The sequence below is a fragment of the Rahnella contaminans genome, from assembly GCF_011065485.1.
Lineage (GTDB): Bacteria > Pseudomonadota > Gammaproteobacteria > Enterobacterales > Enterobacteriaceae > Rahnella > Rahnella contaminans.
In genome coordinates this window covers 1,729,296-1,741,147 of record NZ_JAADJS010000001.1, presented here as the reverse complement: position 1 = coordinate 1,741,147, position 11,852 = coordinate 1,729,296, and the positions used below count along the sequence as shown (strand labels likewise).

General features: G+C 52.9%; 11 protein-coding genes and 1 tRNA gene. 6 read left to right on the top strand and 6 right to left on the bottom strand.

The window, feature by feature from the left end:
- Positions 1 to 32: 32 nt before the first annotated feature.
- Positions 33 to 935: a LysR substrate-binding domain-containing protein gene (locus tag GW579_RS07655; RefSeq protein WP_165058359.1), complete on the bottom strand. Its 903-nt coding sequence runs from the start codon at positions 933 to 935 to the stop codon at positions 33 to 35.
- A gap of 189 nt (positions 936 to 1,124) precedes the next feature.
- Between GW579_RS07655 and GW579_RS07650 the strand changes: the two genes are divergently transcribed.
- On the top strand, positions 1,125 to 1,898 hold the full coding sequence (locus GW579_RS07650) for an SDR family NAD(P)-dependent oxidoreductase (protein ID WP_165058752.1): 774 nt from the start codon (positions 1,125 to 1,127) through the stop codon (positions 1,896 to 1,898).
- Positions 1,899 to 1,912: 14 nt separating this feature from the next.
- Here the strand turns inward: GW579_RS07650 and GW579_RS07645 are convergent, their stop codons facing one another.
- Positions 1,913 to 2,980, bottom strand: a complete 1,068-nt coding sequence (locus GW579_RS07645; RefSeq protein WP_152324444.1) for a LacI family DNA-binding transcriptional regulator — start codon at positions 2,978 to 2,980, stop codon at positions 1,913 to 1,915.
- 259 nt (positions 2,981 to 3,239) lie between these two features.
- On the opposite strand from GW579_RS07645, the gene GW579_RS07640 reads away from it, so the two are divergent.
- The 4 genes from GW579_RS07640 to GW579_RS07625 are packed head-to-tail and all read left to right on the top strand — an operon-like array spanning position 3,240 to position 8,139.
- Positions 3,240 to 4,415, top strand: coding sequence for a Gfo/Idh/MocA family protein (locus GW579_RS07640; protein ID WP_165058357.1), 1,176 nt, complete (start codon positions 3,240 to 3,242; stop codon positions 4,413 to 4,415).
- Positions 4,416 to 4,417: 2 nt separating this feature from the next.
- Positions 4,418 to 5,485: a Gfo/Idh/MocA family protein gene (locus tag GW579_RS07635; protein ID WP_165058355.1), complete on the top strand. Its 1,068-nt coding sequence runs from the start codon at positions 4,418 to 4,420 to the stop codon at positions 5,483 to 5,485.
- A gap of 13 nt (positions 5,486 to 5,498) precedes the next feature.
- Positions 5,499 to 6,539 (top strand): Gfo/Idh/MocA family protein, encoded by a 1,041-nt coding sequence (locus GW579_RS07630; protein WP_165058750.1) that lies wholly within the window; start codon positions 5,499 to 5,501, stop codon positions 6,537 to 6,539.
- 40 nt (positions 6,540 to 6,579) lie between these two features.
- On the top strand, positions 6,580 to 8,139 hold the full coding sequence (locus GW579_RS07625; protein ID WP_165058353.1) for an MFS transporter: 1,560 nt from the start codon (positions 6,580 to 6,582) through the stop codon (positions 8,137 to 8,139).
- A 6-nt stretch (positions 8,140 to 8,145) separates the two neighbouring features.
- Here GW579_RS07625 and GW579_RS07620 read toward each other — a convergent pair whose 3' ends face one another.
- The gene (locus GW579_RS07620) at positions 8,146 to 8,664 is read right to left on the bottom strand and encodes a GNAT family N-acetyltransferase (RefSeq protein ID WP_152324440.1); all 519 of its coding nucleotides are present in this window, start codon (positions 8,662 to 8,664) and stop codon (positions 8,146 to 8,148) included.
- Between the two features lie 195 nt (positions 8,665 to 8,859).
- Here GW579_RS07620 and nlpA point away from each other — a divergent pair, with 195 nt between their 5' ends.
- Positions 8,860 to 9,678: a lipoprotein NlpA gene (nlpA, locus tag GW579_RS07615; protein WP_152324439.1), complete on the top strand. Its 819-nt coding sequence runs from the start codon at positions 8,860 to 8,862 to the stop codon at positions 9,676 to 9,678.
- A 91-nt stretch (positions 9,679 to 9,769) separates the two neighbouring features.
- Here the strand turns inward: nlpA and phoC are convergent, their stop codons facing one another.
- From phoC to GW579_RS07600, 3 genes are all read right to left on the bottom strand, one after another.
- Complete coding sequence (gene phoC / locus GW579_RS07610; protein WP_101076177.1) at positions 9,770 to 10,510, bottom strand: acid phosphatase PhoC; 741 nt, start codon at positions 10,508 to 10,510, stop codon at positions 9,770 to 9,772.
- A gap of 184 nt (positions 10,511 to 10,694) precedes the next feature.
- Positions 10,695 to 10,769, bottom strand: a tRNA-Arg gene (locus tag GW579_RS07605).
- 110 nt (positions 10,770 to 10,879) lie between these two features.
- Positions 10,880 to 11,797, bottom strand: a complete 918-nt coding sequence (locus tag GW579_RS07600; RefSeq protein WP_165058351.1) for a formate/nitrite transporter family protein — start codon at positions 11,795 to 11,797, stop codon at positions 10,880 to 10,882.
- Positions 11,798 to 11,852 lie beyond the last annotated feature (55 nt).

Genomic DNA, 11,852 nt, shown 5'->3' with positions numbered 1-11,852 from the left:
CAGGGGAGGGCTGGCGCGATAATCGTAACATCTTACTGAATTTCCTCCACCATCCAGTCGTGAAATGCCTTCACTTCCGGGCGTTGTAAGGATTTTGCAGACCTGACGAGATAATAAGACCAGGTGATTGGCAGCGACATTTGCGGGAATAACTGCACCAGCCGGTGAATATCTAAATCCTGCTGCACCAGCGCTTTGCGTACCAGCGTGATGCCCTGACCACTGAGCACGGCCTGGATCACCGCGGCGGTGGAATTGATATGCTGATGAGACTGACGCACGCCGTCCAGCCCGCATTTTTTCAGTACGCTTTCCCACAGCGGGAAATTCGCGCCGGGGTGCGGCGTGTCGTCGTGGATAAGCTTTTGTTCATAAAGCCAGTTGTGGCTGATTTTCTTATCGGCGGGCAGCAGAGACGGGCTGCACACCATCACCACTTCTTCATCCATCAGCCAGGTTGCGTGTAAACCTGACCAGTTTCCCGGCCCGCAGCGGATACCAATATCGGCTTCACCGTGTGCAAGATCGGTGAGCCGGTCTGCGACGTCCAGACGGATATCAATATTCTGATGGCGTTCTGAAAAACGGTTAAGCCGCGGCATCAGCCAGTTCATCACCAGCACCTGCGAGGCGGTGACCACCACCACGGAGCGCGCACTGCGCCCGCGAAGTTTTGTCAGGCCGCTTTCCAGTTTATCCAGCCCGAGCGAGATGTCATCGAGCGCATCATGCACATCGCTGAGCAGCGTGAGGCGTTCACTGCCGGAGCGGGTGCGCGTAAGCAGCGGATGTCCGACCCATTCTTCCAGCGCCCGCACCAGCTGGCCGACCGCAGCGGGTGTTACGCCCAGCTCATTCGCCGCGCCGGTAAAACTGCCGTGTCGCGCGGTGGCTTCAAAAGCTTGCAACCATTTCAGTCTGTTGAGGGTTCGCATGATGTTCTCATCGTCGGGGAAATTTTTTGCAAAGTACCAGCGCACAGTAATGAGATAGTTTTTCTTTGTCGATGACTTATTTATTATGCGTCGCTGGCGGTGCGCATGGCTGGCATGATGACCTCATCAGCCGGAACGACGAACTGCTCCGGTTACACAGACAAAGAAAATATTGCGGAGATAAAAATGATGAGCAACACATTCAGCGGTAAAAAATTACTGGTTGTTGGTGGTACAAGTGGCATGGGGCTGGAAACCGCGCGTCTGCTGCTGGAGCAGGGCGGCAGTGTGGTGCTGGTCGGTAACCGTCAGGAAAAAGCCGACGCCGCGCAGCGTGAGCTTTCCGCACTCGGTCCGGTTTCCGTGCTGGTGGGGGATCTGATGACGGAGCAGGGCATGAATCACATCCGTTACGCGATTAACGCGGAGCATCAGGATATCAGTCTGCTGGTGAATGCCGCGGGTGTGTTCTTCCCGAAACCTTTTGCGGAGCATGAAGAAGCCGATTACGACATGTATATGAACATTAACCGCGCGACGTTTTTTATCACCCGTGATGTGGTGAAAAATATGCTGGCAGCCGGAACGCGCGGTTCGGTGGTGAATATCGGGTCGATGTGGGCGCAGCAGGCCATCGGTGCCACGCCTTCTTCCGCCTATTCAATGGCTAAAGCCGGGCTGCATGCGCTGACCAAAAACATGGCGATTGAGCTGGGCGGTCACGGCATCCGTGTCAACGCCGTGTCTCCGGCGGTGGTGCAGACGCCCATTTATGAAGGTTTTATCGCGAAAGATGAAGTGGAAGGTGTGATGAACAGCTTCAACAGTTTCCACCCGATTGGCCGCGTCGGTAAGCCGCGTGATATCGCTGAAACCGTCGCGTTTCTGCTGAGCGAAAAAGCGGGCTGGGTCACCGGCGCCATCTGGGATATTGACGGCGGGGTGATGGCCGGTCGCAACTGATCATCATCTTCTGATTATAAACCGGAAGGCTGCGGATATAACCCTTTACGCTTCCATTTCACATCCGCAACTGATTGTCCGGTGTGGATTTTGCCCTGCAACAGCAGGTTAAATTTCGCGCCTGATGGCCGCGTCAGGCGGCTTTGCAGGATGTACACGGCCTCGCTGCCCAGCTCGCGGCAGGGCAGAAGGACGGAGGTGAAATTCATCGGCGAGGTGAGTTTCATGTCGTGCTCGAAATCCATGCTCATGACGGAAATGTCTTCCGGCACCTGGATGCCCTGATCCCGCAACGCTTCCACGGTGGCGTGCGCAATCGGCGTGCTGCCGCAGATAATGGCTGACGGCAGGCATTCGCGGTTGCGCTCTTTCAGGTATTTATCGAAGCATTTGCGCGCCTGCTCTTTGCCGTTGCCGTGATTGATCAGCAGATGTGTCGCTTCGTCAAAAATGACGTGATGCTCAAGACAGGCGCGTTTGAAGCCGTCCAGCCTTTGCATCATGGTTTCGCGGCGCAGGTCAGTGAAGAGCAATACCGGCCGGTGGCCTTTCTGGAAAAGGAAATTCGCCGCGCAATAACCGATCGAATAGTGATCCGCTGACACGCAATCAAGGCGCATTTCGCTGTCTTTCGCATTCAGCATCACCACCGGTTTATTCGATTCCGCCGCCAGACGATAAAGCATCACGTCATCAATTCCGATGATAACGACGCCGTCCACGTCGGACAGATTCAGCGCCTGCATAAAAACCGCGATATCAGGGTCATTTACCGACAACGCGCATTTACGGATATGAATATCAAAGCGCGCCACTTCAGCGGTAATTTCCTGAATGGCTTCGTAATAATAGAGATCTTCACGCTGGGAAAATGCCGCAGGCGGCGCGCAAATTAACAGGGTATTCATTAACAAACGGCTGGCGGGAATGTCGCGCAAAATACCCATGGTTCTTGCATGGGTAAATACCTTTTCTTTTGCCCGCGGGCTGACATTCGCTTTACCAGCAAGGACACGGGAAACAGTGCTCGGAGAAAGCCCGGTGAGCTCCGCAATTTGCCTGATTTTTAATTTTCCCGTCATTGTGTGATCAACGCCTCATTAGAGTATGGACTTATTACCACGGTTAACTGGTTGTAATTCTTAAGCTATTCGCAATCATAGCAAAACCATTCTGCCGCACTGCAATTCCTGTCACAAATAGCGGTTGTTGGAAAAAAAAGTCGTTACTACTCTCCTGAATAACAACGTCAGAGAAAAAATATCGTATTTGCCTGCCCTGAATTATTAATAAATTCAGCAAGGTGACGATCGCCCTTAGGTTTTTATCGGGAGTAGGATAATGCTTAAAATAGCCATTATTGGTACGGGTAATATTTCACATAACCATATTCAGGGATATTTGCAGTTTGCCGATCGCTGCCAGGTGGTCGCGCTGGTGGATATTTATCCGGAGAAAGCGGAAGAGAAAAAACGGCATTACGGGCTCACTGACGCGAAGGTTTACGCCAGTCATCAGGATATTCTTAATGATTCGGACATTGACGTTTTTGACGTCTGCACGCCGCCGTATGTGCATGCCGAAATCTCTGTTGACGCGCTGAACGCCGGAAAGCATGTGCTCTGTGAAAAACCGATGGCCGCTTCCTTGCAGGAGTGTGACGCGATGATCCGCGCCGCGCAGGAAAGCGGTAAAACGCTTTCCATCATTGCGCAAAACCGTTTTACCGATGCGTTCTGGCGGCTGAAACAGGTGCTCGATTCCGGCGAGGCGGGAAAAGTTTGCCACGCGCAGGTGGATTCGTTCTGGTGGCGCGGCCATTCCTATTACGATTTGTGGTGGCGCGGAACCTGGGAAAAAGAGGCGGGCGGCTGCACCCTCAATCACGCGGTGCACCATATTGACGCCATTCAGTGGATGCTCGGTTTCCCTTCCGAAGTGGTGTCGATGATCACCAACGCCGCTCACGATAATGCCGAAGTGGAAGACCTTTCGGCGGCGATTTTCAAATATGACACTGGTGCGCTGACGCAGCTGACGGCTTCCGTAGTGCATCACGGTGAAGATCAGAAAATTGTCATTCAGGGCGAAAAAGCCCGGGTTTCTGCACCATGGGATAAATTCGCCAGCATTTCTGCCCCGAACGGTTTTCCGGTGGAAGAGCGTGATACCGCGCGTGAAAACCGCCTCGAGGATGTGTATCAGTCCATTCCCAAACTCACTTATACCCTGCACACCGGCCAGATAGACAACTTCCTCACCGCGCTGGAAACGAAAAGCGCCCCGCTGATCGACGGCGTTCAGGGCAAGCGTTCGCTGGAACTGATTGCCGCGATTTATAAATCGGCCATTACGCGCAGCATTGTGACGCTGCCGCTGGTTCAGACCGATCCTTTCTATCAGACCGGCGGGCTGGTTTCGCTGGCCCCGCACTTTTACGAGAAATCGGCTTCCGTGGAAAACTTCGCCAACGAAGAGGCAATCCCGCTGGGTAAAAACATGGATACAGGAGCGTAAATATGAGCATCAAAGACGGAATGAACTATGCACCTGTCGGGAAACCGCAGCCGGTGGTGAAACCGGGCGAATTCGTGATTGCCGCCGCCGCGCTCGATCACGGGCATATTTACGGCATGTGCAACGGGCTGATTGAAGCCGGTGCCAGCCTGAAATGGGTTTACGATCCGGATCCGGCAAAAGTGGCGAAGTTCGTCAGCCAGTATCCGCAGGTGACGGCCGCTCCATCGCTGAGCGCGATTCTCGATGATAAAGAGGTGCAACTGGTGGCTGGCGCGGGAATTCCGTCGGAACGCTGCGCGCTCGGGCTGAAAGTGATGGGCGCCGGAAAGGATTATTTCACCGACAAAGCGCCGCTCACCACGCTTCAACAGCTGGCGGCAGCAAAAGAAAAGGCGGCGAAAACCGGGCGTAAATATGCGGTGTATTACAGCGAACGTCTGCATGTGGAAAGCGCAGTATTTGCCGGGCAACTGGTGCAGGAAGGGGCGATTGGTCGCGTGGTTCAGACGCTCGGTACCGGCCCGCACCGCGAGGGTGAAGGGCGGCCTGACTGGTTTTACGAAAGGGAGAAATTTGGCGGGATCCTGTGCGACATCGGCAGTCATCAGATTGAGCAGTTTCTGTTTTATACCGGCAACGGCAATGCCCGCGTGGTCGCGGCGCAGGCGCTGAATTTCAACCATCCGCAATACCCGAACTTTGAAGATTTTGGCGATACGATGCTGGAAGGTGAAAACGGCGCACGTGGATATTTTCGCTGCGATTGGTTTACGCCGGAAGGGCTCAGCACCTGGGGCGACGGGCGTCTGACGCTGCTGGGCACTGAAGGTTACATTGAGGTGCGCAAATATGTCGATATCACACGTGGCGAACAGGACGTGGTGTACCTGGTGAATAAGGAAGGCGAATTCCGTTATCCGGTTTCCGGACAGGTCGGATTCCCGTTCTTCGGCCAACTGATCCTCGATTGTCTGAACCGCACTGAAAACGCCATGACGCAGGAGCATGCGTTTAAAGCCGCAGAGCTTTGCGTGCGGGCGCAGATGCTGGCGAACGGGACACGCTGAAACGGGAGGCATGATGAATATGATTAATGCCGCCGTCATTGGCTGTGGTGCCATCCATTCCTGTCACGTGGCGGCGATAGAACAGGAACCTGCGAGCACGCTGCGGGCGATTGCAGAAATTGATGTTGAAAAAGGGCGTGCGCTGGCGCAGCGGTATAACTGCGATTTTTATGCCGATTATCATGAAATGCTGCGCGACCCGCAGATTGATGTTGTGCATATTTGTCTGCCGCATCATCTGCATCAGGAAGCCATTCTTGCCGCACTGGCCGCCGGAAAACATGTGTTCACCGAAAAACCGGTGGCACTGAATTCCGGGGAAGTCGCCGCCATCAGGCAGGCCTTGACGGAAACAGACGCCCGGCTGGGTGTCTGTTATCAGAACCGGCTAAACCCGACGAGCCGTGAAATTAAAGCGCTGCTCGAAAGCGGGCAGCTCGGCAAAATGCTCAGTATTAAAGCCGTGCTGACATGGTCGCGCAGCGGCACGTATTACACCGAAAGCCCGTGGCGCGGTCGTTTCGAAACAGAAGGTGGCAGTTTGCTGATCAACCAGGCCATTCATACGCTGGATCTTATGCAGTGGTTTGGCGGCGGCGTGCTGGCGGTGAAAGGCGTGGTGGAGAGCAGTTTTCTCAGCGAACTCACCGAAAATGAAGATACCGCGATGGCCAGTTTTAAACTCGGTAACGGCGCGCGCGGGCTGTTCTATGCGACCAACTGCCACAGCACGGATTCTCCGTTGCTGCTGGAAATTCATTGCGAAAAAGGGCTGTTGCAGCTGCATCACAACACGCTCTGGCTGATTGACGGGGAAAACAAAACGCTGTTAATCAGCGATGAAAATCCGTCGGGCAATGCTAAAAGCTACTGGGGTGACAGCCATCGACAGGCGGTATTTAATTTCTACCTGTCAGTTCGTCATTCAGGGAATACTCTTTATAACCAAAACAAAAACTATACCGATATTTATGACGCCGAAATATCCCTGAATATTGTCGGGGCTATTTACCGGTCATCTCAGTTGCGGAAATGGATAACGCTTACCGATTAAATAATTTTAATAATAACCCTACACTGACAGGATAATAAAAATGAAACCAACTGAGCGCAGAGTCGGTTATGGCACGGCCATCGGGTATGGCGTGACCGATTTATTTGGTGGCGGCGCTTTTGCCGTTATTGGTACCTGGCTATTATTCTTCTATACCACTTATTGCGGATTATCTGTTTTTGAAGCCGGTTCTATTTTCGCTATTGCCCGCGTTATCGATGCGATATTAAGCCCGATTATGGGCTATATCACCGATAATTTCGGCAACACCTGGCTGGGGAAAAAATTTGGCCGCCGCCGTTTTTTCCTGCTGATCAGCGCTCCTTTGATGTTCCTTTACGCGCTGGTCTGGGTCACAGATATGAGCTACTGGTACTACCTCGGTACCTATCTTTCTATTGAATTGCTGTCCGCGATGGTGCTGGTGCCGTGGGAAACACTGTCGGCGGAAATGACCAACCGGTTCAGCGAACGCACCCGTCTTTCGGGCGTACGCATGATTTGTTCCCAGCTCGGCGGTCTGCTGGCGGTGTCGATTCCGGGCATACTGATGCAGTTCACCGGCAAAGATAATTCCCTGACGTACACCTACACCGGTATCATTTTTGCCTGCATCTTCTGCGTGGCGGTATTCACCACCTGGATGTGTACGTGGGAAGCGAAAGACGTGCGTGAAGAGTTTGAACCGGAGCCGGTCACCGCCGGTGGCGGCAGTTTGTGGCACCATTTAAAAAGCCTGGTATTAGATCTTTTTTCCTCGTTCAGAATACGCATGTTCCGCCAGCATATCATTATCTATATCTTCTCGTTTACCGCACTGGACGTTTTTGGTGCCGTATTCACCTATTATGTGGTTTACGGATTGCATCAAAGTGCCTCGTCGGTTTCAGGGTATTTAAGTGTGGCGGCGCTGGCTTCCGTACCTTCGACGTTTATATTTATGATGTTGCTTGAAAAATTAAATATGTCGCCTTCGGGTGCACTGCGGCTGGCGTACGGCATTATATTCTGCGTACTGGCTTTCCTGTTCTATGTCTATATCACCGAAATGGCGGTTTCCCTGCTGCTGTTCTCAGCGGTCTTTGCCATATTCGGTTTCGCGCGCGCCGGTCTTTATTATATTCCGTGGAATATCTACAGCTTTATTCCGGACGTGGATGAAATCGTCACCAAAAAACGCCGCGAAGGGATATTTGCCGGTGTAATGGTGTTAACACGAAAAAGCACGGTCGCGCTGGCGATTATGCTGATTGGTGTGGTGCTGGAAGAAAGCGGTTTCGTTAAAGGCCAGGGTATTCAGCCGGAAAGCGCGCTGCACGCGATTATCGGGCTGATGGTTTTTGCTACCGGCATCCTGCTGGCCGTCAGTTTCTATATGACATTTAAATTTAAGCTGACGCGGGATACGCACAGAACGCTGATCAAAGAAGTCGCGCGCCTGAAACTCGGCGGCGAACTGAATGACTGCACGCCGGAGTGTCAGAAAGTGATCAAGGATCTGACCGGTTACGACTATCAGGAAGTGTGGGGCGGCAGTGCGACGCACAAAACCGCCGGAGCAAAATTAGCCCCCGCGCCCGGTGACGCGGTCGGGCTCTGAAAGGCGTTATTCCGGCGGCGTCTGGTCGCCGCCGCCTAACGGGCGCTGCATAAATACGGTATCCAGCCAGCGCCCGTGTTTAAAACCGACGGATTTCAGGGTGCCGGTAACACTAAAACCGGCCGCCAGATGAAGGTGAATGGACGCCTGATTCTGGCTGTCGCCGACGTTGCCAATCAGCTGGCGATACCCCTGCATTTCCGCCCAGTCCACCGCCCGGCGCAGCAAGGCTTTTCCCGCCCCGCGTTTCTGAAAACCGGGATCAATATAAATAGAATCCTCCAGCGTATGCCGGTAGGCGTAACGCTCGCGATATCGCCCGAGGTAGCAATAGCCTTTCACTTCCCCTTCATGCAGAACCACCAGCCAGAGCAGCCCGGCGTCTTTGATTTTCTTCAGGCGCGCGGCCATTTCATCCACAGAAGGCGGCTCCGTTTCAAAGGACGCGGTGCCGTGTTTAACATGCCAGGCATAAATTTTCTGCATTTCGGGAACGTGCTGTTCGTCCGCTTCAATAATTTCCATTCTTCCGGGCTCTCGTCAGTCAGTTTCCTCCAGCCTACACGTTTCGGAAAGAATCGGGCAGGGGAGTGCTGCGCATTATTTACGGGTTATGCTTTTTTCTTCTTATTGATGCTTTTTTCGTTTTTTAAGCCGCTACCCTGACCCTGCTATAGTCAGCTTCACTTTGGATTAGGGCTTATTTTTTAAGGAAAAACCGTGAAACTGACAATGCCTCATTTTCGGACAGGCGCTTTCATATTACTCGCAGGATTGGTGCTGGCGGGTTGTGATCAAAAGGGCAGCGATGCGAAGCACATCAAGGTCGGTGTGATTAACGGCGCGGAGCAGGATGTCGCCGAAGTCGCCAAAAAAGTCGCGAAAGAGAAATACGGGCTGGATGTCGAGCTGGTCGGGTTCAGCGGTTCATTGTTGCCGAACGACGCCACGCAGCACGGTGAGCTGGATGCCAACGTTTTCCAGCATCGCCCGTTCCTCGATCAGGACAATAAAGCGCATGGCTACAATCTCGTCGCCGTCGGTAATACGTTTGTGTTCCCGATGGCCGGTTATTCGAAAAAAATCAAAACTGTCGGTCAGCTGAAAGACGGCGCGACGGTGGCGATCCCGAACGATCCGACTAATCTGGGCCGCGCGCTTTTGCTGCTGCAAAAAGAGAAACTGATCACTCTGAAAGAGGGTAAAGGTCTGTTGCCGACGGCGCCGGATATCGTTGAGAACCCGCATCATCTGAACATTATGGAGCTAGAAGGCGCGCAGTTACCGCGTGTGCTCGACGACCCGAAAGTCGATGTGGCGATCATCAGCACCACTTACATTCAGCAAACCGGGTTATCGCCGGTGCACGACAGCGTGTTTATCGAAGACAAGAACTCGCCTTACGTGAACCTGCTGGTGACGCGCGAAGACAATAAAGACGCGGAGAACGTGAAGGAGTTTCTGAAATCTTATCAGTCGCCGGAAGTGGCAAAAGCCGCAGAGAAAATCTTCAACGGTGGCGCAGTTCCGGGCTGGTAACAGGCTTTAAAGAGATGAATAAAATTTGACGCTTTTGCCTGAAAGTCCAACGTCAGGCAAAAGCGTTTCTGTATTTTACAAGATAACGATTTTACGACTTATGCTGTTTCGCAAACTCGTCTTTGGCTTTCTGCAATTGCTGCTGGAAAGCGGTGTTGGTGTGCAAAGTGGCGACGACCGCCGAGCCGACAATACGCGCTGCATCGACATCGCTTTGCCAGTGATATCCGCAAATCACGCGGCTCTGGCCTAAATCGAACCCGCGCTGAAGGATTTGATCCTGACGCTGCGGGTTAATTTCCGTCAATACCAGTGCCGTTGCCCAGCCGATGGAGGTGTGACCCGACGGGTAAGATCCATTCTTAGACAGCTTATCCTGCTCGGTCGTGTTGCACGTCGGTACGCCGTAGAACGCGAACGGACGAATGCGCATGTACTTCTCTTTCGCCGAACGGGTCGCAAGATCGCCCGCATCTTCAATCATATTGGTCAGCAGCTTATGCAGCTCCGGTGTATCTTTTGCCGTAATCGGTGAACCAAACGCCGTGGAGAACGCATTCGCAACGCCGCCCGCACTCAGGTTGGCATCTTCAGCCGCCAGCTTGCCGCGTTCCGTCGAGCGCAGAAGACGCCCTTGTTCGTACATCGCCTGATCGTTGAGAAACGCAATGCTGCCCACAGCCGGTGGCGGCGGAAGCAGCGCCAGGCTGTTGATTGCCTGGTCGTTTTTCAGATAGTACAAGTCTGGTTTGGTGGTCGCATCATTGCCGGTCAGGGCAAAAGCATTGACAGAGAAAAGTCCCGCGAGACAAAAAGTAGCTACAATTTTCATGAAGGTTTCCTTACGGACATTAGAATTTTCATTACGAACTCATTTTCGTAACATTTGTTAACATGTGTAAGTAAAACAAATTCTTCATCAAAAAAAATGCGCGAGATCTCAAAATTGGGAATTTGTGGGTATGGGGGAATTTGCAGTAAGGCAGGTAAATTCACAGGATTTTGTTGGAGATGCTTGGTGTCCCCTACAGGAATCGAACCTGTAACTAGCCCTTAGGAGGGGCTTGTTATATCCGTTTAACTAAGGAGACACGGACGCCAGTGGAAAGCGCCCGCGTAGTATACCCTTTTTTCTCTCAATAATAAGGCGTTAGCCTGCCGTTTGGTCGTTTCGTCGCCAGTTCTGCGCTTTTATCTCTCTTCACGGTTTCGCCGCTTCCTTCTTCGCGGCTTCCTGTTCTGCCTTTTTAACTTTGGCTTTCTTCTGATTACTCATGTCGTTACGGATTTGTGCGTGGCTGATCAGCGCAAAGATAAAGGTACCGCCCGCGATGTTTCCGGCCAGCGTCGGCAGGGCGAAAGGCCAGACGAAGTCAGTCCACGGGATTGCGCCGGAGAAGACCAGATAGAGGACTTCCACTGAGCCGACCACGATGTGTGTCAGGTCGCCGATCGCCACCATGTAAGTCATCAGCATAATTACCCACAGTTTGGCGGCACCTGCGGAAGGGATCATCCAGACCATGGTGGCAATCAGCCAGCCGGAAACCATGCCGCCGACAAACATCGCGCCAGGGCCTTTTTCCATAATTTCCATGCTGATCTCGTGAAACGCTTTGTCGGTCTCCGGATCAAAAAATGGCACCAGATGAAATGCCAGCGCTGCAAAGCCGCCGCCGATGATATTTCCGATCAGCACCAGCCCCCACAAACGCAGCAAGAGCGCGACGTTTTTGCCGGTCAGTTTTTGCATGACGGGCAATACGGCGGTGACGGTGTTTTCGGTGAACAGCTGCTGGCGCGCCATGATGACGATAATGAACCCGACGGTATAACCGATGTTTTCGATAAAAAACCGTTCGGGCGAATCGGGCAGCCGGGCGTGAAGAATGCCTTTCGCCATCAGCGAAGCACTGATCGAAAGCCCGGCGGCAATCGCTGACCAGAGCAACGCCTGTCCGTCACGTTCCAGCTCTTTCTCGCCTTCCATACGGATAACTTCATGCACGGCGGCCGCTTTGGAGGGCAGATTCTCTTCACCGGTTTCGATTTTCTTGCCCTGCGAATGCTCCTCGCTGTCAACATCGGTGCTGCTCTCATGTTTTTTATCGTCGCTCATCGTTCTCCCCCGAAAAAAAATCAAAGTGATAAAAAAGTACGTCATGCATAAGCAT

What these genes read in the sequence shown, in the direction of transcription:
- GW579_RS07655 (WP_165058359.1), bottom strand. Translation starts at nt 935, where the DNA reads ATGCGAACCCTCAACAGACTGAAATGGTTGCAAGCTTTTGAAGCCACC.
- GW579_RS07650 (WP_165058752.1), top strand. Translation starts at nt 1,125, where the DNA reads ATGAGCAACACATTCAGCGGTAAAAAATTACTGGTTGTTGGTGGTACA.
- GW579_RS07645 (WP_152324444.1), bottom strand. Translation starts at nt 2,980, where the DNA reads ATGACGGGAAAATTAAAAATCAGGCAAATTGCGGAGCTCACCGGGCTT.
- GW579_RS07640 (WP_165058357.1), top strand. Translation starts at nt 3,240, where the DNA reads ATGCTTAAAATAGCCATTATTGGTACGGGTAATATTTCACATAACCAT.
- GW579_RS07635 (WP_165058355.1), top strand. Translation starts at nt 4,418, where the DNA reads ATGAGCATCAAAGACGGAATGAACTATGCACCTGTCGGGAAACCGCAG.
- GW579_RS07630 (WP_165058750.1), top strand. Translation starts at nt 5,499, where the DNA reads ATGAATATGATTAATGCCGCCGTCATTGGCTGTGGTGCCATCCATTCC.
- GW579_RS07625 (WP_165058353.1), top strand. Translation starts at nt 6,580, where the DNA reads ATGAAACCAACTGAGCGCAGAGTCGGTTATGGCACGGCCATCGGGTAT.
- GW579_RS07620 (WP_152324440.1), bottom strand. Translation starts at nt 8,664, where the DNA reads ATGGAAATTATTGAAGCGGACGAACAGCACGTTCCCGAAATGCAGAAA.
- phoC (WP_101076177.1), bottom strand. Translation starts at nt 10,510, where the DNA reads ATGAAAATTGTAGCTACTTTTTGTCTCGCGGGACTTTTCTCTGTCAAT.
- GW579_RS07600 (WP_165058351.1), bottom strand. Translation starts at nt 11,797, where the DNA reads ATGAGCGACGATAAAAAACATGAGAGCAGCACCGATGTTGACAGCGAG.